Raw genomic sequence first — 23,356 nt, forward strand, 5'->3', positions numbered from 1 at the left:
AGTCGCCGCCTGTTTGGCATGGCAAAAGGATAGGCGCCCCATGTCCTTTCTCGACTTCTCGGAAATCACCAAGACCTATCCGGGCGTCAAGGCGCTGTCGGACGTCTCGTTCGGCGTCGACAAGGGCGCCGTGCACGGCCTGATGGGCGAGAACGGCGCCGGCAAATCCACGCTGATCAAGATCCTGTCCGGCGACCAGCATGCCGATGACGGCGAGATCCTCATCGACGGCAAGATGCAAGCCTATGCAACGACGCGAGATGCCTTCGACAATGGCGTCATCGTCATCCACCAGGAACTGCAGCTGGTTCCCGAGCTCACTGTTGCCGAAAACCTCAGCCTCGGCCGCTTCCCCGCCAACGCCGGCATCATCGCCCGTGCCAGGATGCTGGACGATGTTGGCGCCAAGCTGAAATCAGCCGGCATCGACATCGATATCAGCCGCAAGGTCAAGACGCTGTCGATCGGCGAGCGCCAGATGGTCGAGATCGCCAAGGCGATCATGCTCGACGCGCGCGTCATCGCTCTGGACGAGCCGACCTCGTCATTGTCGTCGCGCGAAAGCGAAATCCTGTTTGCCCTGATCGACCGCCTGCGCGGCGAGGGCAAGGTCATCATCTATGTCTCGCACCGGCTGGACGAAGTGTTCCGCCTCTGCGACAGCCTGACCGTGCTGCGCGACGGCAAGCTCGCGGCGCACCATGCGTCGCTGAAAAACGTCACACGCGACCAGGTCGTCGCCGAAATGGTCGGCCGCGAAATCTCCGATATCTGGGGGTTTCGCCCACGCCCGGCCGGCGATGTCCGGCTGAAGGTCGACGCTGTTTGCGGAGTAAAACTGACGACGCCCGCCAGCTTCGAGGCGAGGGCGGGCGAGATCGTCGGCTTCTTCGGCCTGATCGGCGCGGGGCGCTCGGAACTGATGCGGCTGGTGTTCGGCGCCGACCCGCGCTCAGGTGGCACCATTACCGTTGATGGCAAGGTCGTGCATGCCACCGATCCGCATGACGCGATCCGCGCCGGGATCGTTTTGTGCTCGGAAGACCGCAAGCATGACGGCATCATCCAGGGCCGCTCGATCGAGGAGAACATCAACATCTCGTCGCGGCGTCATCACACACGCTTCGGAATCTTGAACCGCGCTAGCGAGATCGCCACCGCCGAGACCTTCATCAAGAAGCTCAAGGTGCGCACGCCGTCGCGCAAGCAGGACATCATCAACCTCTCCGGTGGCAACCAGCAGAAGGTCATTCTCGGCCGCTGGCTGTCGGAGCAGGGCGTGCGCGTGCTTATCGTCGACGAGCCGACACGCGGTATCGATGTCGGCGCCAAAGCGGAAATCTACGAACTGCTCTACCAGCTTGCCGAAGACGGCATGGCGATCGTCGTCGTCTCGTCCGAACTGCCGGAAGTGATGGGCATTTGCGACCGCATCCTGGTGATGTGCGGCGGGCGCATCAGCGCCGAACTCGCGCGCGACCAGTTCGCCGAAAAAGCGATCCTGGCCGCCGCTCTTCCCGATCAGAAAACCCCCGACGCGATCGCATCCTGAGGATCTTTGCCATGACCGATCAGTTGAAGAAGATCCTGCTCGGCGAACAGGGCCTCGTCGTGATCTTCATCGTCGCCTTCGCGCTGGTGTCGCTGCTGGTGCCGAATTTTCTGACCGACCGCAACATGCTCGGCCTGCTGCAATCGGTGGTCACCGTCGGCATCGTCGCCTGCACGATGATGTTCTGCCTCGCCGCGCGCGACTTCGACCTCTCGGTCGGTTCGATCGTTGCTTTCGCCGGCATGGTCGCGGTGATGGCGTCGAACTATACCGGATCGATCATCCTCGGGCTTCTTGCGGCAATCGCCTGCGGCGCCTTCGTCGGCTTCATCAACGGCGTCGTCATCGCCAAGTTCCGCATCAACGCGCTGATCACGACGCTTGCTACCATGCAGATCGTGCGCGGCCTTGCGCTGATCGCATCCGATGGCCGCGCCGTCGGCATCAACAGCCCGGATTTCTACCAACTGGCGCTGTCGAAGCTGTTCGGCATTCCGACGCCGGTCTGGGTCCTGGCCGTGCTGTTCTGCATCTTCGGTTTTGTCCTCAATCGTACCGTGTTCGGCAAGAACACGCTGGCCATCGGCGGTAACCCGGAGGCTTCGCGCCTGGCCGGCGTCAATGTCGACTGGACGCGCATCTGGATCTTTGCGCTGCAAGGCGTGGTTTGCGGCATCGCCGGCATCCTTTTGGCCTCGCGCATCACGTCGGGCCAGCCCAATGCGGCGGTGGGGCTTGAACTCTCGGTCATCTCGGCCTGCGTGCTCGGCGGCGTCTCGCTTGCCGGCGGCCGCGCCACCATGTCGGGCGTCATCGTCGGCGTGCTGATCATGGGCATCGCCGAAAACGCCATGAACCTGCTCAACATCGCAGCCTTCTACCAATACATTGTGCGCGGCGTGATCCTGCTGCTTGCCGTTTTGCTCGACAATCTGCGTTCGTCGGCACTGGGCCGGCGCTGATCCGTCTTCCAGTGGAGTGACAGCCATGGCTGAGCGCCTGTCCGGCAAACGCATCTTCCTCACCGGCGCCGCGCAAGGCATCGGGCTTGCCATCGCCGAGGCCTGCCTGGCCGAAGGGGCAAAACTGTTCCTGGTCGATCGCGACGGCGCGCTGCTGGACAAAACGGTCGCCGGCCTTGCCGCACCGCAGGGCCATGTCGGACATACCGCAGCCGACATCAGCGACGGGGCCGCGATTGCCGCTGCCGTCAGCCGGGCGACCGACGCGATCGGGCCGATCAACGCGCTGATCAACAATGCCGGGATGAATGTGTTCTCGACGCCGCTCGAGGCGACCGAGGAGGAGTGGAATCGCAATTTCGATGTCAACGTCAAAGGCGCCTGGAACTGCGCCAAGGCGGTGCTGCCGGCAATGATCGCAAATGGCGGTGGCGCGATCCTCAACATCGCCTCGACGCACAGCTTCACCATCATCCCTCATACCTTCCCCTATCCCGTGGCCAAGCACGCGCTGCTTGGGCTGACCAAGTCGCTGGCGCTGGAATATGCCGGGCAGGGCGTGCGCGTGAACGCGCTGGCGCCCGGTTATGTCGAGACGCAGAAGGCGACCGACTATTGGAACAGTTTTGCCGATCCGGTTGCGGCGCGCGCCAAGACGCTGGCGCTGCATCCCGGCGGCCGCATCGCCTCGGCGCGCGAGATCGCGCTGGCCGCTGTGTTCATGATTTCTGAGGAGTGCCCGTTCATGAACGCGGCGACCCTCGTCGTCGATGGCGGGCTCAGCCAGCTACAGCATCCCGCCTGAACGCTGGAGAGGCTCTATTTCTACCGCATCGACCGCCGGCCTAATGGAGCAAGCAGTCGCGATCAGAAACGCTCGCGATAGGCGCGCGGATTGGTGCCCAGCACGCGCAGAAAGCCGCGCCGCATGGTTTCTTCCGAGCCGAAACCGCAGCGGCGGGCCGTCTGGTTGACGGGCTGGCCCCGCTCCAGCATCCGCCGCGCCGCCTCGATCCGGATCTCCTCGATCGCGCGGGCAGGTGTCCGGCCGGTGGCCTCGCGATAGCGCCGCGAGAAGCTGCGCGAGCTCATATTGGCGTGGTCGGCCAACTGCGTGAGCGACAGGTCACCGGCCAGATTTTCGAGGATCCAGCCATGCAGCCGGTCGAAGCGCCCGTCGCCTTGCTGCAGCTTGAGGGTCTGGCTGAATTGCGCCTGGCCACCGGGACGTTTCAGGAAGACCACCAACTCGCGCGCCACGCCGAGCGCCGTGTGCCGGCCAAGGTCGGCCTCGACGAGGGAGAGGGCGAGATCGATCCCCGCCGTTACGCCGGCGGATGTCCAGACATTGCCGTCGCGGATGAAGATCGGATCGGGTTCGAGCCGGACCGCGGGAAAGCGCCGGGCGAACTCCGCGCAGCGTCCCCAATGGGTCACCGCGCGGCGGCCGTCGAGCAGGCCAGCCGTCGCCAGCAGCATGGCGCCGCTGCAGACGGAAGCGGTTCGGGTGGCATCGCGCGAGCGACCGGCGATCCACTGGACCAGCACGGGATCGTCGCAGGCCGCGTTGACGCCCCATCCTCCGGGGACAAGCAGCGTGTCGATCTTACCTCCGTGGGTTGGCAGCACTGCTGCCTCCAGCACGAGACCGGCCGATGTCCGGATGCGCGGTGAGGCGGCGACGACCACGACCTCGTAAGGAGCCGGTTCGCCGGCCTGCCTTTTGAAATCATTGGCGCTGGCAAAGACCTGCAGCGGTCCGCTGACGTCGAGGAGCTGGATGTCGGGATAGGCAAGTACTTCGATACGGCGCATTGGTTTGGCCCGAAGCGAGGGATGAATGGCAATCGTGCCAAACCATGATGCCGTAGATTGCCGGAAGTCAACCCACGGAGATTTCCATGCCCCTTCGTTTCGGCATCCTCGTATTCCCCGACGTCCAACAACTCGACCTCACCGGCCCATACGAAGTCCTGGCATCGGCCAAGGATGCCGAGGTGGAACTGATCTGGAAGGATCGCAACCCGGTGACGTCATCGACGCGCCTCTCGCTGACGCCAACCGCGACCTTTGACGATTGCCGGCCCCTCGACGTGCTGTGCATTCCTGGCGGGGGCGGGGTCAACGCGCTGCTGGACGACCAGACAGTCCTCGATTTCGTGTGGGAGCGCGCGGGGCAGGTGCGCTACATCACCTCCGTTTGCAGCGGTGCCCTGGTGCTTGGGGCGGCCGGACTGCTGAGGGGCAAGCGCGCGACCACGCACTGGTATGCGCATGATTTCCTTGAGGAGTTCGGAGCGATCCCGGTCGACGAGCGTATCGTCGAAGACGGCAAGCTCATCACCGCCGGCGGCGTCACTTCGGGGATCGACTTCGGCCTGGCGCTGGTTGCGAGGCTGCTTGGACAGGAGGAGGCCGAGATCGTGCAGCTCTCGCTCGAATACGCCCCGGCTCCTCCCTTTCGGTCCGGCACGCCCGCCGAGGCGTCGCCTGCGGTGCTGGCGCAGGCAAAAAAGCGCCTCTCTGGTTCGAGGCGGGTTCGCGAGGCAATCTTCGCTCGCTGGCGCGAGGCTCGCGCCGCCGCTGCGCCGGCGCGCATCCACGGCTGAAGCAGCAAGGCCGAAGGTGCATCCCCTGGCCCTTCGGCCTTGCTGCGTTTCCACTGTTGACAGGTCCCTTCGTCTGTGCAGAAATTGGTTGGACCATTGAACCACTTCGGTAATAGCCCCGGTGACCGAATTCAGCCTTCCGCCGATCCAGACGACGGCCCGCGACGACGCGGTGCTGAAGGCGTTGGCCGGCTTCGTCATGCGCGAGAAGCTGGAACCCGGTGAGAGGCTGCCGACCGAACGCATCCTCGCTGAGCGTCTGAAGGTCAGCCGCAACACGGTGCGCGAGGCGCTGACGCGCTGGGAAGGGCTTGGCCTGGTCGAGCGCCGGCAGGGCTCGGGCACCTATCTCAAGGCCGCCGTCTCGCTCGACATGCTGCACATGCCGCTGACGCTTGCCGGCGGCAATGATTTCACCGGTCTGATGCGCACGCTGGAAATCCGCCGCGCGCTGGAAGCGGAAGCCGCCGCCCTTTGCGCCATTCGTGCCGACAAGGACGACCTCGCCGAGATCGAGCGCAAGCTCGACATCATGGAGGAAGAGTTTCTCAGCCGCGCCGGCATGTCGTCGGAAGAGGACTGGGAATTCCATCAGGCGATCTACCGCGCCTGCGGCAATCCGCTGTTCGAGCAGATTATCGCCGCCATGCACGAACTGTTCCACCGCTTCTGGGAACATCCGCTCGGCGTGCGCGATTTCGGCCACGCAAGCTTTCCCTACCACCGCACCATGTTCGACTGCATCGCCGCGCACGATCCGGAAGGCGCCCGGGCCGAAGCGCTGAAGCTGATCGCCACGGTCGAGGACGATTTGAAGCGCGGCGCCGCCAACCTCAAACTTTCGGTCCGCACATGAACGAGCACAGCTTCGACCCAGGCATTTCCGGCAGCGACTATCTCGCCGAGGCGGCGACGCTTCTGGCGCATGACGACCCGTTCCCCGGCAATGCGGTGGTGCCGCCGATCTACCAGACCTCGCTGTTCACCTTCGCCAGCTATGCCGACATGGCCGACACCTTTGCCGGGCGCAGGAAACAGCCGATCTATTCGCGCGGCGACAATCCGACGGTGATGGAATTCGAGTCGCGCGTCGCAGCGCTTGAAGGTGCTGAAGCCGCACGTGGTTTTTCGAGCGGCATGGCTGCGATCAGCGCGACGTTGCTGGCTTTCGTCGGCGCAGGCGAACGCATCCTTGCGGTGCGCAATTGCTATGGCGACGCCTACCGACTGTTCGAGCGGCTGTTTCCGCGCCTGCATATCAAGGTGGACTATGTCGACGGCTCCGATCCGGATGCGGTGGCCGCGGCACTTCCCGGTGCGAAACTGCTCTACCTGGAAAGCCCGACCTCGATGATGTTCGAGCTGCAGGATCTCGAACATCTGACGCGGCTGGCGAAAGAGCAGGGCATCGTCACCACAATCGACAATTCCTGGGCGACGCCGGTGTTCCAGAAGCCGATCCTGCACGGCGTCGATCTGGTGCTGCACTCGGCCTCGAAATATCTCGGCGGCCACAGCGATACCGTCGCCGGTGTGGTGGCGGGCTCGGCCGCCCATATCAAGCACATCAACGACCAGACCTACTCGCAGCTTGGCGCAAAGCTGTCGCCCTTCGAGGGCTGGCTGCTGTTGCGCGGCCTGCGCACGCTGCCGCTGAGACTGCCGCATCACATGAAGAGCGGGCTCATCATCGCCGAGCGCTTGAAGGCGCATGACAAGGTCGAGCGGGTCAATCATCCCGCCTATTCCAACCATCCCGGCAAGAAGACGCTTGCCGGCTATGCCGGGCTGTTCTCCTTCGAGGTGACGGAGGATGTCGACATTCCCGCTTTCGTCGATGCGCTGAAATTTTTCCGCATCGGCGTCAGCTGGGGCGGTCATGAAAGCCTGGTCGTGCCGGCAAAGGCCTCGCTCGAGCAGACACCGGGTCTCAATTCGATGGCGCGCTTCGGCGTCAGCCCCCGAACCATCCGCTTCAATGTCGGATTGGAAAGCGTCGAAGACCTCTGGGCCGACATCGGCCAGGCCTTCGACAAAGCAAAAAAATGACTGGGTTCAAAATGGGAGTTCTGAACATGAAACGACTGAGCATCATGCTTGCCACCGCTGCCGGCCTGGCGATGTCCGCTAGCGGCGCGCTGGCCGACACCACCCTCAAGCTGGTCGAGGTCATCACCAGCCCGCAGCGCACCGAATTCCTGAAGAAGCAGATCGCCGAGTTCGAGGCCGCCAATGCCGGCGTCAAGGTCGAGGTGGTCTCGCTGCCCTGGGGCCAGGCGTTCGAGAAATTCCTCACCATGGTGCAGGCCGGCGATACGCCCGACATCGTCGAGATGCCGGAGCGCTGGATGGGCCTCTACGCCACCAACGGCCAGCTCGAGGATCTCGGTCCCTACATGGCCAAATGGGATGATGCCAAAACGCTCGGCGACCGCGCCAAGCAGTTCGGCTCGACCGTCAACAACACCCAGTTCATGATCCCGTACGGCTACTATGTGAATGCGCTGTTCTGGAACAAGAAGCTGTTCAAGGAGGCCGGTCTCGACGGCCCGCCGGCGACACTCGACGACTTCATCGCCGACTCCAAGAAGATCTCCGCCATTCCAGGCAAGTACGGCTATTGCCTGCGTGGTGGGCCGGGCGCCTTCAACGGCATGCACATGTTCATGAACATCGCCGCTGGCAAGGGCGGCTACTTCAACGAGGACGGCACCTCGACCATCAACGAGGAGGGCTCGGTCAAGGGCCTGCAGATGCTGGCCGACATGTACAAGGACGGGCTGGCGCCCAAGGATGCGGTGAGCTGGGGCTTTAACGAGACCGTCACCGGCTTCTATTCCGGCACCTGCGCCATGCTCAACCAGGATCCGGATGCGCTGATCGGCATTGCCGACAAGATGAGTGCCGACGATTTTGCCGTGGCGCCGCTGCCTGTGGGGCCAAGCGGCAAATCCTATCCGACGCTGGGCTATGCCGGCTGGGCGATGTTCGCCAATTCGCAGCACAAGGACGATGCCTGGAAGCTGATGGCGACGCTGTTGTCGCCCAAGGACAATCTCGAATGGGCCAAGGAAGTCGGCGTCGTGCCGATCCACAATGGCGCCGACCAGGATGCCCACTTCAAGACCGAGCAGTTCAAAGGCTGGTTCACCGAACTCAGCGACACTTCCAAATATGAAATGGTGACGCCGCCGACACATCTGGAGAACCTCGGCAATTTCGTCGACCAGGTGGCGATCAAGAATTTCCAGGAAGTGCTGCTCGGCCAGAAGTCGGCCAAGGACGTTGCTGATCAATGGGCCGCGTTCCTGACCAAGGAACAGCAGGACTGGCTGGCCAAGAACAAGAAGTAGTTCTTCCACCTTCTCCCCGTTTACGGGGAGAAGGTGGCCCGAATGCATGTCGCCCAAAAGTGCGTAGCGGTTTTGGGACAACGACATGCACAGACAGGCCCGGATGAGGGGCAGCGCGAGCACCCCAAGGCTGGCGCCGCCCCTCATCTGCCTGCCGGCATCTTCTCCCCGTGAACGGGGAGAAGGGTGCTGTTGCTGCTGTCGGCACCCACCCATGATTGTTGAGCGCTAATGACTTATGCCGTGTCCGAAATACGATCCGCCGGCCGGCCGCGAAAGAAGCGGCTGACGCATGCAGCAATCGAGCCCTGGCTTTATCTCAGCCCGGCGATCGTTCTGCTGGTCGTGGTGCTGCTGGTGCCGCTGATCATCGGCATTAGCTATTCGTTCCGGAAGTTCTCCGCCTTCAAATCCGAATATGTCGGTCTAGGCCAGTATCAGGCGATGCTGACCGACCAGGTGCTGGGGCAGGCGCTGGTCAACACGCTGTGGTGGACCGTCGCCAGCCTGTTCTTCCAGTTCTTCCTCGGCCTGGGTCTGGCGTTGCTGCTCGACAAACCGTTTGTCGGGCGCAAGTTCGTGCAGGCGGTGGTGTTCCTGCCCTGGGCGGTGCCATCTTTCCTGTCGGGCCTGACCTGGGCGTGGCTGTTCAATCCGATCATCGGACCACTGCCGCATTGGCTCTTCACGCTCGGGCTGAAGGCCGAGCCGACCAATGTGCTGTCCGATCCGGCGACCGCCATGTGGGGGCCGATCATCGCCAACATCTGGTTCGGCATTCCGTTCTTCGCCATCACGCTGCTGGCGGCGCTGAAGTCGATCCCGTCGGAACTGCATGAGGCGGCCGCAATCGACGGCGCTTCGCCTTGGCAGCGCTTCACCAAGGTGACGCTGCCGTTCCTGGCGCCGACCATCGTCATCACCGTCATGCTGCGTACGATCTGGATCGCGACCTTCGCCGATCTGATCTTCGTCATGACCGAGGGCGGGCCGGCCGGCTCGACCAGCACGGTGCCGGTCTACATCTATGTCAGCGCCTTCAAGTCGCTGGACAAGGGCTATGCCTCCGCGGTGGCGGTGCTGCTACTGGTACTGCTCATCGCCTATGCGATCGCGCTGATCGCCATCCGCCGCTTGCTGGTGAGGCACGTCTGATGATTGCCGGACGCTCCACCTCCTCGCGCATCTTCAGCGGCATCGGCCTCTACGCGGCGATTGCCGCCTATATGATCTTTGCGCTGTTTCCGATCTTCTGGACGCTGAAGATTTCGGTAACGCCGGAGCGGCTGCTCTATTCCGAGGGCATCACGCTGTGGCCGTCGCAGACCACCTTCCGCAACTTCATCACTGTCCTGGAAGCCTCTGACTTCCCCCGCTATTTCCTCAACAGCGTTATCGTCTCAGTGTCGACGGCGGCCCTGGTGACAGTCATCGCCACGCTCGCCGGCTACGCCATGTCGCGCTTCACCTTTCGCGGCAAGGCAACGCTGGCGATCATGCTTTTGCTGACGCAAACCTTCCCGCTGGTGATGGTCATTCCGCCGATTTACCGCGTCATGGGCGAGCTTGGCCTGACCAACAGTCTGGTTGGTCTGATCATCATCTACACCGCCTTCAACACCGCCTTCGCCACCTTTCTGATGCAGTCCTTCTTCGACGGCATTCCGAAGGATCTGGAGGAAGCGGCGATGATCGACGGCTGCACGCGGGCGCAGGCGATGCGCAAGGTGATCGTGCCGCTGACCTTGCCCGGCATGGGCGCCACGCTCGGCTTCGTCTTCACCGCCGCCTGGAGCGAATTGCTGTTCGCGCTGATGCTCATTTCCAGCGACGACCAGAAGACGTTTGCCGTCGGCCTGCTCACCTATATCGGCAAGTTCGCCGTCGACTGGGGGCAGATGATGGCGGCGTCGATCCTGGCGCTGATCCCGGTCTGCATCTTCTTCGCCTTCCTGCAACGCTATCTCGTCACCGGCCTTACCGCCGGCGCGGTCAAAGGATAATCGATGGCTTCCGTCACGCTGCAAAACGTCGAGAAGGACTACGGTTCGCTGCGCATCCTGCACGGCGTCGACCTCGAGATCGCCGATGGCGAGTTCGTCGTGCTGGTCGGCCCGTCCGGCTGTGGCAAGTCGACCCTTTTGCGCATGATTGCCGGGCTGGAGGAGGTGTCGGGCGGCGAGATCCATATCGGCGATCGGCTGGTCAACGATGTCGCGCCGAAGGACCGCGATATTGCCATGGTGTTCCAGTCCTACGCGCTCTATCCGCACATGGATGTGTCGTCGAATATGGGCTTCAGCCTGCTGTTGAAGAAGGCGGAGAAGACGAGGATCGACGGCAGGGTAGGGGCGGCAGCAAAGCGGCTCGGCCTCGACAATTTTCTCGGCCGTCTGCCCAGGCAACTGTCCGGCGGCCAACGCCAGCGCGTCGCCATGGGCCGGGCCATCGTGCGTGATCCCAAAGTGTTCCTGTTCGACGAACCGCTCAGCAATCTCGACGCCAAATTGCGCGTGCATATGCGCGCCGAGATCAAGGCGCTGCACCAGCAGCTCAAGACCACATCGGTCTATGTCACCCACGACCAGATCGAAGCCATGACTATGGCCGACCGCATCGTCGTCATGCATGACGGTTACGTCCAGCAGGTCGGCCATCCGCTCGAACTCTACGATCGGCCGATCAACACCTTCGTCGCCGGCTTCATCGGCTCGCCCGGCATGAACTTTTTTCCGGCGACAGTGGCCAAGGGCGGCAAGGTGGACGCGGTGCTGGCCGACGGCCAGAAGCTGAGATTGCCTGATGGCTTGCCATTGAAGGATGGCGATGTGCTCACCGTCGGGCTACGGCCGGAGCACATCCAGCTTGCCGACGATGGTCCGCTCAGGGCAGAGGTCGAGGTGGTCGAGCCGCTCGGCCTGTCGACGCAGTTCTATGTCCGGCTCGCCAACCAGCTGGTTTGTGTCTTCGTCATGGGACGCAGCACTATCCGGCCTGGCGATAAGGTGCGGCTGTCTGCCGATCCGGCGGCGCTGCATCTGTTCGATCCCGCAAGCGGCAACCGCATCGGGTAATCCTATCGAAGGCTGCCCAGGCTGGCATACATGCCGGTGGTGCGGAACTGCGTCGGGTTGATGCCGTAGAGCCGGCGGAAGACTTTCGAGAAATAGTTGGCGTCCTCGAAGCCGCACAGGATGGCGACCTCCTTGACCGGCAGGAAATCGGCTTTGGTTAGCAGCTTCGCCGCCCGCTGCAGCCGCTGCTGCAGCACGAACTCGGCCGGCGGAACGCCTTCGCTCTCGGCGAAGCAGCGCGAGAAATGGGCGCGGCTGAGGCCGCTGATCTGGACGAGCTCGGCCACGGGCAAGGGCTTATCGAGATTGGCGTTGATATGATCGATGACCGGCTGCATGACGCTCTGTTTCTCAGTGAAGGCGTGCGAGCCGAAGACATCGTCGTAAAGCGCCATCGCCGCCTCATAGGCGATTGCCGAAGCAGCGCCCGGCGAAGCGCCGGCCTTGATCAGGCGCAGGCTGCAATCGGCGAGATGATCGATCGTCTCCGGCTGCAGCCGAAACACCGGGCCGGAGACGCTGAGTATGGATTTGTGGACGCGCAGCGCCTCCTCGCCATTCATCGAGATCCAGAAATATTCCCAGCGGTCGCCCTTCTCCAGCCAGTAGCGATGGTTGTGTGGCACCAGCACCAGCAGCGTGTCGTTGGCCTGCAGGCGGTAGTTGCGGTTCTCGTAGCGCAGCTGGCCGGTGCCGCTGATCGTGTGCTGCAGCACGGTGAACGGTGTCTGGCCGCGCTTGCGCCCATCCCAGTCATAGGTCACGCCCTCGCGTACTTCATAGCCGGTGCTGGTTGGCATGGCATGCAGGCGCTGGCGGCCGCGCGGCAGCGAGATGGTTCGCATCAACTGTCCGTTGGCGATCAGATCATGCAGCACAAAATTACCCTCGAAAGCATAATCGTTCTCTGGCCGCGCCTTGGAATAACGGCATAATCCAAATCCTGAGAACGCGAAAGACCCGCGGTCGAGGAGCGGGCGGGGAGGAGAACGAGCCGGAATTCCGGCTCGAATGGCATGCGCGCCGAGGCGAGCCGCCATTCCCTTTCCTGTTGCTCCTTACCCGGCATTCGAATGCATCGAGGTGAGGTAATGAGTTTCAAAATCGCTATTATCGGCGCCGGCAGCGTCGGCTTCACCAAGAAGCTGTTCACCGATATTTTGTGCGTCCCGGAATTCAGCGACATCGAATTCGCGCTGACCGATCTCAGCGAACACAATCTGCAAATGATCAAGGCGATCCTCGACCGCATCGTCGAGGCCAACAAGCTGCCGACCAGGGTGACGGCGACGACCGACCGCCGCAAGGCGCTGGAAGGCGCGCGCTACGTCATCAGCTGCGTGCGGGTGGGCGGGCTCGAAGCCTATGCCGACGATATCCGCATTCCCTTGAAATACGGCATCGACCAGTGCGTCGGTGACACGATTTGCGCCGGGGGCATCCTCTACGGCCAGCGCAACATCCCGGTCATCCTCGACTTCTGCAAGGATATATTGGAGGTCGCCGAGCCAGGCGCCAAATTCCTCAACTATGCCAACCCGATGGCGATGAACACCTGGGCGGCGATCGAATATGGCAAGGTCGATACGGTCGGCCTCTGCCACGGTGTCCAGCACGGCGCCGAACAGATCGCCGAAGTGCTCGGCGCCAAGTCGCACAGCGAACTCGATTATGTCTGCTCCGGTATCAACCACCAGACCTGGTTCATCGATTTGCGGCTCAACGGCCGCAAGATCGGCAAGGACGAACTGGTGGCTGCCTTCGAGGCGCATCCGGTCTATTCGCAGCAGGAAAAGCTGCGCATCGACGTGCTGAAGCGCTTCGGCGTCTACTCCACCGAAAGCAACGGTCATCTCTCCGAATATCTGCCCTGGTATCGCAAGCGGCCGGACGAAATCACCCGCTGGATCGACATGTCCGATTGGATCCATGGCGAGACCGGCGGCTATCTTCGCTACTCAACGGAAACCCGCAACTGGTTCGAGACGGAATATCCGCAATTCCTCGAAGCGGCGTCGAAGCCGCTCGACGTATCGAAGCGCTCGAACGAACATGCCAGCCATATTCTCGAAGCGCTGGAGACGAACCGCGTCTATCGCGGCCACTTCAACGTCAAGAACACCGGCATCATCACCAATCTGCCGCAGGACGCGATCATCGAATCGCCCGGCTTCGTCGATCGCTTCGGCATCAACATGGCGTCAGGCATCACGCTGCCGGAAGCCTGCGCGGCCACCTGCATGGCTTCGATCAACGTCCAGCGCATGTCGGTGCATGCGGCTGTTACGGGCGACATTGACCTGCTCAAGCTCGCGGTGCTGCACGATCCGCTGGTGGGTGCGGTGTCGACGCCGGAAGAGGTCTGGCAGATGGTCGACGAGATGGTCGTCGCCCAGGCGCGTTGGCTGCCGCAATACGCCGATGCCGCGCCGGCCGCCATGGAGCGGCTTTCGAAATCGATGGTGAAAACCCGCGACTGGGCGGGTGCGGCGCGGCGCAAAGTGCGCTCGATCGAGGAACTGCGCGCCGAAAAAACGGCCCTGAAACAGGCCGGCTGAGAATGCTGGCAGGCGGACAGCGGGAGGCCGGTTCGCCAATCAGCCATCATGAATAGATGCGGGCAGCAGCAGACGTCGAAACATCTGGGAGGAACACAATGAGGAACTTTCGTGGAATTGGCATTCTCGCCGGTCGAAGAATTGGAATTCTCGCCGGGCGAAGAATGGGGATTCTCGCCGGGCGAAGAATTGGCATTCTCGCCGGGCTGGCGCTGAGCGTCTCGGCATCGGCGCTTGGCAGTGCATACGCGTCCGAGCCGACCACGCCGCCGGCGCCGGCGGCGTTTCCCGCCGAGGGCAAGATCAAATACGTCGCCCGCGATTCCATCCTGGAGTTCAAGGCGCTGCCCGAATATCACGAGCCCGACTGGGTCACCGAGAAATACGTCAAGACGGGCAAGCTGCCGCCGGTCAAGGATCGCCTGCCGAAGGAGCCGCTGGTGTTCAAGACCGGCAACATGCCGGACGGCATCGGCGTTTATGGCGACACCATGCGCCACGTCATTGGCGGCCGGCCGGAAGGCTGGAATTATGGCGCCGGCCAGACCCAAGGATGGGGCGGCATCGACATCGGCCTTTCGGAATGCCTGACGCGCACCGCGCCTTTGTTCCAGGTCGAGGCCAAGGACACCGAGCCGCTGCCCAACCTCGCCAGGAGCTGGGACTGGTCGAAGGATGGCCACACGCTGACCATGCACCTGGTCGAAGGCGCCAAATGGTCTGACGGCGTTGCCTTCAATGCCGACGATGTCATGTTCTACTGGGACGATGAGGTCGTCGACCCCAATGTCTCGCCGTTGAACGGCGCCACAGCGGAAACCTTCGGTGTCGGCACGACGCTGAAGAAGGTCGACGACTACACCGTCGAGTGGACCTTCAAGGACGCTTTCCCCAAACAGTATCTCTACGCCATGGCCTACGGCACCTTCTGCCCCGGCCCAGCGCATATCCTCAAGCCGCAGCATCCGAAGTACTCGAAGAATACCTACGAGCAGTTCAAGAACGCGTTCCCGCCGGAATATATGAACATTCCGGTGATGGGCGCCTGGGTGCCGGTGGAGTATAGGCCCGACGACATCATCGTCTTGCGCCGCAATCCCTACTACTGGAAGGTCGACGAGAAGGGCAACCAGCTGCCCTATCTCAACGAACTGCACTACAAGCTGTCGACCTGGGCCGACCGCGACGTGCAGGCGGTGGCAGGGGCCGCCGACTTCTCCAACCTCGAGCAGCCGGAGAATTTCGTCGCTTCGCTGAAGCGAGCGGCGGACAAGGACGCGCCGGCCCGGCTCGCCTTTGGCCCGCGCCTGATCGGCTACAATCTGCGCATGAACTTTTCAGCCAATGGCTGGGGCAATCCCGACGAACGCGGCCAGGCGATCCGCGAGCTCAACCGCAATGAGGACTTCCGCAAGGGCATCACCATGGCGCTCGACCGCAAGGCGCTCGGCGACTCGCTGGTCAAGGGGCCGTTCACCGCCATCTACCCCGGTGGCTTTTCCTCGGGCACCAGCTTCTATGACCGCAACTCGACCGTCTACTATCCCTTCGACATCGAGGGCGCCAAGGCGGAACTGGCCAAGGCTGGTCTCAAGGATACGGATGGCGACGGCTTCGTGAACTTCCCGGCCGGGACCGCCGGCGGCAAGAATGTCGAGATCGTGATGCTGGTCAACAATGACTACGGCACCGACAAGAGCCTCGCCGAAGGCGTCGTCGGCCAGATGGAAAAGCTTGGCATCAGGGTCGTGCTCAACGGCCTCAACGGCACCCAGCGTGATGCCTCGCAATATTCCGGCCGCTTCGACTGGCTGATCAGGCGCAACGAGCAGGAGCTGACTTCCGTCGTGCAGAATACCGTGCAACTCGCGCCCGTCGGACCCAAGACCAGCTGGGATCACCGCGCGCCCGAAAGCGGCGTGGTCGACCTGATGCCGTTCGAAAAGGAGCTTGTCGACATCGTCAACAAGTTCGTCTCCTCGTCAGACAATGACGAGCGCGCCAGCCTGATGAAGACGTTCCAGAAGATCTCGACGGAGCATGTCTACAATATCGGACTGACCGAATATCCCGGCGCCCTGATCATCAACAAGCGCTTCTCCAACATCCCGCAGGGAACGCCGATCTTCATGTTCAACTGGGCCGAGGATTCGATCGTGCGCGAACGCGTCTTCGTCGCCGCCGACAAGCAGCAGAAATACGAACTCTTTCCCGACCAGCTTCCCGGCAAGCCCGGCGACAAGGGTCCGACGAACTGAGTTTCCTCCCCTGGCTGACGCCCGGCCGCGCTGCGGGGGGCCGGGACGGAGTAAGGTCAGCGGCAACAGATTAGATCCAAGGAGGAGAAACGGTCCGATGCTGCGATTCCTGGCCATGCGCATAGCATCGGCGGTCCCGGTCATGGTCATCCTGAGCCTGGTCACCTTTGCCATCATCCAGGCGCCGCCGGGCGACTATGCCGACTATATCCGCTCGCAGCTCATCAACCAGGGCGGGGCGTCTTTTGCCGAAGCCGACGCGCAGGCGCAAGCCTATCGGGTCGAGCACGGCCTCGATAAACCGCTGCCCGTCCAGTACCTGAACTGGGTCGCCGGCATCATCACCCGCGGCGATTTCGGCTACAGCCTCTATTACAACAAGCCGGTCGCCGCCGTGGTCGGCGAGCGGCTGCCGCGCACGCTGCTGCTGGCACTGGTCTGCCATCTGCTGGCGTCGGTGCTCGGCATCACCTTCGGCATCTGGGCGGCGACCAGGCAATACACATGGATCGACTCGGCGCTGTCGGCCATCTCCTTCCTCGGCATGACGGTGCCGCGCTTCCTGATGGCGCTGATCATCGTCTATCTCCTGGTCTTCCAGTTCAACGTGTCGGAGATCGGCAGCTTCTTCTCGCCGCAATATGGCGGCGCGCCGTGGTCGTGGGCGAAATTCGCCGACCTCGTCAAGCATGTCTGGCCGGTGGTGGCGATCGCCACCTTCGGCGGGCTCGCCTACAATATGCGCGTCATGCGCGGCAATCTGCTCGATACGCTGAACGCGCAATATGTCGAGACGGCCAAGGCCAAGGGCCTGACCGGCAGCGCCGTCGTCATGCGCCATGCCGTGCCCAACGCACTGCACCCGCTCATCATGTATCAGGGCGTGGTGCTGCCCTACATGCTGACCGGCGAGATCGAGACGGCGATCATCTTTGCGCTGCCGACGGTCGGGCCGGCCATTGTCGGCTCGATGGCGGTCGGCGACGTTTATGTCACGGCGACCTTCATGATGGTGCTGTCGGCAACGCTGATCGTCGGCAACATCATCGCCGACATGCTGCTCGCGCTGCTCGATCCGCGCGTACGCCAGTTCAGGGAGAGCTAGATGCTGGCGCGTGACCCATCCCCGCCGCCGCCCCCGGCTGAAGCAACCGCGATTGCGACCCCACGCGGCAATGAGAGCTATATGGCGCTGGTCTGGCGCCGGCTGAGGCGCTCCTGGACCGGCATGGCCGGGCTGATCCTGGTCGTGCTTCTGGTGCTGATGGCGCTATTCGCCGATTTCTTCGCGCCGATGGACCCCAAGGTGACCGATGTCGCTTTCGCCCCGCCGCAAGTGATGAGTTTTCACGACAGAGACGGGAATTTCGTGCTCCAGCCGCGGGTCTATGCGCTGGCGGATTCTGCTGACCTCGACCCGGTCACCTTCCAGCCGGTCGTCGGGCCGGATTACGAGCATCCGCGCCTGCTCGGCTTCTTCGTCAAGGGCGCCGACTACCGGCTGCTTGGACTGATCCCCGCCAACCGGCATTTCTTTGCTTCGGCCGACGGCCAGCCGGTGCATTTTCTCGGCACCGACAAATTCGGCCGGGATGTGTTGTCGCGCGCCATCCAGGGCTCGCGCGTCTCGCTGATGATCGCGCTGACGGTGGTGTTCATCATCACCGGCATCGGCACCACGGTCGGCATGGTCTCGGGCTATTTCGGCGGCCGCTTCGACGTCTGGATGCAGCGCTTCGTCGAGTTGGTGCTCGCCTTCCCGCAATTGCCGCTCTATCTTGCGCTGACGACGCTGATCCCGGTGACCGCGCCGACCAACGTTTTCCTCGCCTTCGTCATCATCGTCATGTCGGCGCTGGGCTGGGCGCAGATGTCGCGCGAGGTGCGCGGCAAGACGCTGGCGCTGGCGCGGATCGACTATGTGCGCGCTGCCATGGCGGTTGGCGCCACCGACATGCGTATCATCATGCAGCACATTTTTCCCAATGTGATGAGCCACGTCATCGTCGCCGTGACGATCGCCATCCCGACGGTGGTGCTGCTCGAAGCCTTTCTCGGCTTCCTCGGCTTCGCCGTGAAACCGCCGCTGATCTCATGGGGGCTGATGCTGCAGGACACGGCTACCTATTCGGTCATCGGCACCTATCCGTGGATCCTGTCGCCGGTCGGCTTCGTGCTGATCACCGTCTTTGCCTTCAACGCGCTGGGCGACGGCCTGCGCGATGCCGTCGATCCCTATTGAGGTGGCCGGGATGACCGTAGCGCTCGCAGCCACCTTCGCACCAGCCGTCCGGCTCGACCATGCCGGCCGCCACGACCAACCCATCATCGATGCCCGCAACATCGAGGTCGCCTTCAAGGTCGAGCACGGCGTCGTCGACGCTGTGAAGGATGTCTCGTTCCAGCTTTATCGCGGCGAGACGATCGCCATCGTAGGTGAGTCCGGTTCCGGCAAGTCGGTGACGGCGCGTGCTGTCATGGGGCTCTTGTCGAAGCGGGCCACCGTGTCGCCGAAATCCACCATCCACTATTGCGGGCAGGACATACTGAAATTCCCCGAGAGCGCCCGGCGCAAGTTGCGCGGCAATCGCATCTCGATGATCTTCCAGGAGCCGATGAGCTCGCTCAACCCGATCTATACGGTTGGCAGTCAGATCGTCGAGGCGATCAGAGTGCATCGAAAGGTCAGCCGCAAGCAAGCCTGGGCGCGGGCGCTCGAGCTTTTGCGGCATGTCCAGATCCCCGAGCCGGAAGCGCGCATCAAACAGTATCCGCACCAGATGTCGGGCGGGCAGCGCCAGCGCGTGATGATCGCCATGGCGCTCGCCAACGACCCCGATGTGCTGATCGCCGACGAGCCGACGACGGCGCTCGATGTCACGGTGCAAGCACAGATCCTCAATTTGATCCGCAATCTGCAAAAAGAACTCAGGATGGCGGTCATCCTGATCACCCACGACCTCACCGTGGTGCGGAAATTCTCGGACTATGTCTATGTCATGCAGCATGGCGAGATGTGCGAGCACAACGTTACCGAGCGGCTGTTCGCCGACCCGCAGCATGCCTATACCAAGCGGCTGCTCGCTTCAGAGCCGCACGGCAAGCCGCAGCCGCTGCCGGAAAACAGCGGCACCATCCTCGAGGCCCGCGATATGCGCGTCTGCTTCATGCTACGCCATGGCAGCTTCCTGAAGCCGGACTGGCGCGAGCTGGTCGCCGTCGACGATCTCGGCCTGAAGCTTTGCCGCCACGAGACACTGGGGCTGGTCGGCGAATCCGGCTCCGGCAAGACCACCTTCGGTCTCGCCTTGCTCAGGCTCACCGAGGCCAAGCGCGGCGAGGTCAGCTTCGACGGCCAGCCGATCCACGGCCTGTCGCGCGCCGGGATGCGGCCGCTGCGCTCGCGCATGCAGGTCGTTTTTCAGGATCCGTTCTCGTCGCTCAACCCGCGTATGACGATCGGCCAGATCATCGAGGAAGGGCTGGTCGTCAACAGGATCGGCGCGACACGGCGCGAGCGGGTCGGTCGGGTTCGCGACGCCCTGGTCAGCGCCGGCATGCCCGGCGATATCCTGTCGCGGTTCCCGCACGAATTTTCCGGCGGCCAGCGGCAGCGCATCGCCATTGCCCGAGCCATCGCGCTGGAGCCCGAATTCATCCTGCTCGACGAACCGACATCGGCGCTCGACCTTTCGGTGCAGGCGCAGATCATCGACTTGTTGCGCAAGCTGCAGGACGAACGCGGCCTTAGTTATCTCTTCATTTCGCACGACCTCAAGGTGGTGCGCGCGCTCTGCCATCGCGTCATCGTCATGCAGAACGGCAAGATCGTCGAACAGGGGCCCGTCGACGAGGTCCTCACCCATCCCAAGACCGCCTACACCGAACGGCTCGTCAGGGCCGCCTTCGACGTGGCGTAGCAAAGTGCCGGAGGTTTAATAGTGGCAAGACATCCCAGGATCACCTTCATTGGCGCGGGTTCGACCGTGTTCATGAAGAACATTGTCGGCGACGTGCTGCAGCGGCCATCGCTGTCAGGCGCGACGATCGCGCTGATGGACATCAATCCGCAGCGGCTGGAAGAGAGCGCCGTCGTCGTCAACAAGCTGATCGCGACGCTGGGCGTGAAGGCGAAGGCCGAGACCTATTCCGACCAGCGCAGGGCGCTCGCCGGCGCCGACTTCGTCGTGGTCGCCTTCCAGATCGGCGGCTATGAGCCCTGCACCGTCACCGATTTCGAGGTGCCGAAGAAATACGGCCTGCGCCAGACCATTGCCGACACGCTCGGCGTCGGCGGCATCATGCGCGGCCTCCGGACCGTGCCGCATCTGTGGAAGATCTGCGAGGACATGCTGGCCGTCTGCCCCGACGCGATCATGCTGCAATACGTCAACCCGATGGCGATCAACACCTGGGCGATTTCAGAGAAATTTCCTGACATCAAACAGGTCGGCCTCTGCCATTCGGTGCAAGGCACAGCGATGGAACTGGCGCACGATCTCGACATTCCCTACGAGGAGATACGCTACCGCTCGGCCGGCATCAACCACATGGCCTTCTACCTGAAGTTCGAGCACCGGCAGCCGGATGGCTCTTACCGCAACCTCTATCCGGACCTTGTCCGCGCCTATCGCGAGGGCAGGGCGCCGAAGCTGGGCTGGAACCCGCGCTGCCCCAACAAGGTGCGCTACGAGATGCTGACGCGTCTCGGCTATTTCGTCACCGAAAGCTCCGAGCATTTCGCCGAATACACGCCCTATTTCATCAAGGAAGGCCGCCCCGACCTGATCGAGAAATTCGGCATTCCGCTCGACGAATATCCCAAGCGCTGCATCGAACAGATCGAGCGCTGGAAGGGCCAGGCCGAGGCCTATCGCTCGGCCGACCGCATCGAGGTCGAGCAATCGAAGGAATACGCGTCCTCGATCATGAACTCGGTGTGGACCGGCGAGCCTTCGGTGATCTACGGCAATGTCCGCAACAATGGCTGCATCACCTCGCTGCCGGACAATTGCGCCGCCGAGGTGCCGTGCCTGGTCGACGGCTCCGGCATCCAGCCGACCTATATTGGCGAGCTGCCGCCGCAACTCACCGCGTTGATACGCACCAACATCAATGTGCAGGAATTGACGGTGCAGGCGCTGATGACCGAAAACCGCGAGCACATCTACCACGCGGCGATGATGGATCCGCATACGGCCGCCGAACTCGATCTCGACCAGATCTGGGCGCTGGTCGATGAGTTGCTGGCGACACATGGCGACTGGCTGCCGACCTGGGCGCGTGGGAGCGCCAAGGTCCGGGCCGCCTGAGCGCGCTGCGGCGGTATCTACTCCACCGTCAGGCCTCCGGTGGCGCCGGCAACCGGTGGCGCAGTTCCTCGACCAGCACGCGCTCGTTCTCCGAATAGTCGATCGGAACGACGACGAGATGGACGCCACCGCCGGCAAAGGCCTGTTCAAGCGTCGATTGTATTTCTGAGACGGCGCCGACCCTGGTTCCCTTGGCGCCATAGGCCTCGGCATAGCGGACGAAATCGGGATTGCCGAAGGTCATGCCGAAATCGGGGAACTGGTCGACCGCCTGCTTCCAGCGGATCATGCCGAAAGCATTGTCCTCGATGATCAGCACGACGAGGTTGAGCTTCAGCCTGACGGCGGTTTCCAACTCCTGGCTGTTCATCATGAAGCCGCCGTCCCCGCAGATCGCCATGACGCGGCGGCCGGGATAGAGCATCGCCGCCGTCATCGCCGACGGCAGGCCGGCGCCCATCGTGGCCAGGGCGTTGTCGAGCAGCAAAGTGTTGGCGACGCGCGTGCGGTAATTGCGCGCAAACCAGATCTTGTACATGCCGTTGTCGAGCGCCAGGATGCCATCGGCCGGCATCACCGCGCGCACATCGTGCACCAAGCGCTGCGGCGTGAAACGGTCTTCGGTGGCGCGGATGGCAATGCGGCTCAAAATCCCTTCGCGCAGCGGCAGTAGCGCCTGCGCGTTGGGGATCTTGCCCTCGATCCGGTCGGCAAGCAGCCTGAGCGAAGCGCCGATGTCGCCGACCACTTCGGTCTGCGGGAAATAGACCTGCTCGACATTGGCTGGCTGGTAACCGACATGGATCACCTTCGGTCCCTTGTCGCCCATAATGAAGGGCGGCTTCTCGATCGTGTCGTGGCCGATAGTGATGATGAGGTCGGCCTGTTCGATGGCCTCATGCACATAGTCGCGCTCGGACAGCGCGGCGGTGCCCATGTAGAGCTCGGTTCCGCCAGGCACCGTGCCCTTGCCCATCTGCGTGGTGAAATAGGGAATGCCGGTCCTGATCACGAACTGGGCGAGGTCGGACGTCGAGCGCGGCCGCGATGCGGCGGCGCCCAGCATCGCCAGCGGCCGTTGCGCCTTGATGATCATCTCGGCGGCACGGTCGAGCGCCAGCGGGCTGGCCAGCGGAAGCTCGACCGGATGCGGCGGGATCAGCGCGACATCGTCGCACTCCTCGGCCGCGATGTCTTCGGGCAGTTCCAGATGCACCGGCCCCGGACGCTCCTCTTCGGCAATCCGAAACGCTTCGCGCACCACGGCGGGAATGGTCTTCGCCGAGATGATCTGGCGTGACAGCTTGGTCAGCGGCTTCATCGCGGCGACGATGTCGACGATCTGGAAGCGGGCCTGGCGCGACGACCGGATGCCCTTCTGCCCGGTGATCATGATCATCGGCATGGCGCCGAGCAGCGCATAGGCGGCACCCGTCGTCAGGTTCAGGGCGCCGGGTCCCAGCGTGGTGATGCACACACCTGGCTTGCCGGTGAGCCTGCCATGGGTGGCGGCCATGAACGCCGCCGCCTGCTCATGACGGGTGAGGATGAGCTGGATCGAGGATTTGCGGATGGATTCGACGACGTCCAGGTTTTCTTCGCCGGGAATGCCGAAGATGCGATCGACGCCCTCATTCTCGAGGGCGGCAACAAGCAGGTCAGAACCTTTGGGCACGAA

The 23,356-nt window shown here is 63.0% G+C and carries 19 protein-coding genes; 16 read left to right on the plus strand and 3 right to left on the minus strand.

Annotated elements, in window-relative coordinates:
• Positions 1-40 precede the first annotated feature (40 nt).
• Genes araG through NKJ78_RS06405 form a run of 3 tightly spaced genes read left to right on the plus strand, consistent with a single transcriptional unit; the run spans position 41 to position 3,319 of the window.
• Positions 41-1,552: an L-arabinose ABC transporter ATP-binding protein AraG gene (araG, locus tag NKJ78_RS06395; RefSeq protein ID WP_023712137.1), complete on the plus strand. Its 1,512-nt coding sequence runs from the start codon at positions 41-43 to the stop codon at positions 1,550-1,552.
• A gap of 11 nt (positions 1,553-1,563) precedes the next feature.
• Positions 1,564-2,514 carry an L-arabinose ABC transporter permease AraH gene (gene araH, locus NKJ78_RS06400; RefSeq protein WP_023729461.1) on the plus strand — a complete coding sequence of 317 codons (951 nt, stop codon included), beginning with the start codon at positions 1,564-1,566 and terminating at the stop codon, positions 2,512-2,514.
• Positions 2,515-2,539: 25 nt separating this feature from the next.
• Entirely contained in the window at positions 2,540-3,319 is a 780-nt protein-coding gene (locus NKJ78_RS06405) for an SDR family oxidoreductase (protein WP_023739508.1), read from the plus strand.
• Positions 3,320-3,381: 62 nt separating this feature from the next.
• On the opposite strand, the gene NKJ78_RS06410 is transcribed toward NKJ78_RS06405, so the two are convergent.
• On the minus strand, positions 3,382-4,329 hold the full coding sequence (locus NKJ78_RS06410) for a GlxA family transcriptional regulator (RefSeq protein ID WP_023739507.1): 948 nt from the start codon (positions 4,327-4,329) through the stop codon (positions 3,382-3,384).
• Positions 4,330-4,415: 86 nt separating this feature from the next.
• Between NKJ78_RS06410 and NKJ78_RS06415 the strand changes: the two genes are divergently transcribed.
• The 7 genes from NKJ78_RS06415 (at position 4,416) to NKJ78_RS06445 (ending at position 11,550) form a co-directional block, all read left to right on the plus strand.
• Positions 4,416-5,123: a DJ-1/PfpI family protein gene (locus NKJ78_RS06415; RefSeq protein ID WP_352562398.1), complete on the plus strand. Its 708-nt coding sequence runs from the start codon at positions 4,416-4,418 to the stop codon at positions 5,121-5,123.
• A gap of 121 nt (positions 5,124-5,244) precedes the next feature.
• On the plus strand, positions 5,245-5,979 hold the full coding sequence (locus tag NKJ78_RS06420) for a FadR/GntR family transcriptional regulator (RefSeq protein WP_023668124.1): 735 nt from the start codon (positions 5,245-5,247) through the stop codon (positions 5,977-5,979).
• A complete protein-coding gene (locus NKJ78_RS06425) occupies positions 5,976-7,172 on the plus strand; it encodes a PLP-dependent transferase (protein WP_023712132.1) in 1,197 nt (398 codons plus the stop codon). Before NKJ78_RS06420 ends, NKJ78_RS06425 begins: the two co-directional genes overlap by 4 nt.
• 26 nt (positions 7,173-7,198) lie before the next feature.
• Positions 7,199-8,476 carry an ABC transporter substrate-binding protein gene (locus tag NKJ78_RS06430; RefSeq protein WP_023685297.1) on the plus strand — a complete coding sequence of 426 codons (1,278 nt, stop codon included), beginning with the start codon at positions 7,199-7,201 and terminating at the stop codon, positions 8,474-8,476.
• A gap of 231 nt (positions 8,477-8,707) precedes the next feature.
• Entirely contained in the window at positions 8,708-9,631 is a 924-nt protein-coding gene (locus NKJ78_RS06435) for a carbohydrate ABC transporter permease (RefSeq protein WP_023685296.1), read from the plus strand.
• Entirely contained in the window at positions 9,631-10,479 is an 849-nt protein-coding gene (locus tag NKJ78_RS06440; RefSeq protein ID WP_023668128.1) for a carbohydrate ABC transporter permease, read from the plus strand. The genes NKJ78_RS06435 and NKJ78_RS06440 overlap by 1 nt, the downstream gene beginning before the upstream one ends.
• Positions 10,480-10,482: 3 nt before the next feature.
• A complete protein-coding gene (locus tag NKJ78_RS06445; protein WP_023739504.1) occupies positions 10,483-11,550 on the plus strand; it encodes an ABC transporter ATP-binding protein in 1,068 nt (355 codons plus the stop codon).
• Between the two features lie 2 nt (positions 11,551-11,552).
• On the opposite strand, the gene NKJ78_RS06450 is transcribed toward NKJ78_RS06445, so the two are convergent.
• Positions 11,553-12,395, minus strand: a complete 843-nt coding sequence (locus NKJ78_RS06450; protein WP_084014369.1) for an AraC family ligand binding domain-containing protein — start codon at positions 12,393-12,395, stop codon at positions 11,553-11,555.
• Between the two features lie 246 nt (positions 12,396-12,641).
• On the opposite strand from NKJ78_RS06450, the gene NKJ78_RS06455 reads away from it, so the two are divergent.
• The 6 genes from NKJ78_RS06455 (at position 12,642) to NKJ78_RS06480 (ending at position 21,678) form a co-directional block, all read left to right on the plus strand.
• Positions 12,642-14,108, plus strand: coding sequence for an alpha-glucosidase/alpha-galactosidase (locus tag NKJ78_RS06455; protein WP_023739501.1), 1,467 nt, complete (start codon positions 12,642-12,644; stop codon positions 14,106-14,108).
• A gap of 164 nt (positions 14,109-14,272) precedes the next feature.
• On the plus strand, positions 14,273-16,366 hold the full coding sequence (locus NKJ78_RS06460) for an ABC transporter substrate-binding protein (protein WP_352459547.1): 2,094 nt from the start codon (positions 14,273-14,275) through the stop codon (positions 16,364-16,366).
• A 97-nt stretch (positions 16,367-16,463) separates the two neighbouring features.
• Positions 16,464-17,471, plus strand: coding sequence for an ABC transporter permease (locus tag NKJ78_RS06465; RefSeq protein WP_023696253.1), 1,008 nt, complete (start codon positions 16,464-16,466; stop codon positions 17,469-17,471).
• Complete coding sequence (locus NKJ78_RS06470; protein ID WP_352459548.1) at positions 17,472-18,608, plus strand: ABC transporter permease; 1,137 nt, start codon at positions 17,472-17,474, stop codon at positions 18,606-18,608.
• A gap of 10 nt (positions 18,609-18,618) precedes the next feature.
• Complete coding sequence (locus tag NKJ78_RS06475) at positions 18,619-20,286, plus strand: ABC transporter ATP-binding protein (RefSeq protein ID WP_023741777.1); 1,668 nt, start codon at positions 18,619-18,621, stop codon at positions 20,284-20,286.
• Positions 20,287-20,307: 21 nt separating this feature from the next.
• Positions 20,308-21,678, plus strand: coding sequence for an alpha-glucosidase/alpha-galactosidase (locus NKJ78_RS06480; RefSeq protein WP_031196984.1), 1,371 nt, complete (start codon positions 20,308-20,310; stop codon positions 21,676-21,678).
• 28 nt (positions 21,679-21,706) lie between these two features.
• Here the strand turns inward: NKJ78_RS06480 and NKJ78_RS06485 are convergent, their stop codons facing one another.
• The gene (locus NKJ78_RS06485) at positions 21,707-23,353 is read right to left on the minus strand and encodes an acetolactate synthase large subunit (protein WP_023826427.1); all 1,647 of its coding nucleotides are present in this window, start codon (positions 23,351-23,353) and stop codon (positions 21,707-21,709) included.
• Between the last annotated feature and the right edge of the window lie 3 nt (positions 23,354-23,356).

Source organism: Mesorhizobium sp. M0037, assembly GCF_040323635.1.
Lineage (GTDB): Bacteria > Pseudomonadota > Alphaproteobacteria > Rhizobiales > Rhizobiaceae > Mesorhizobium.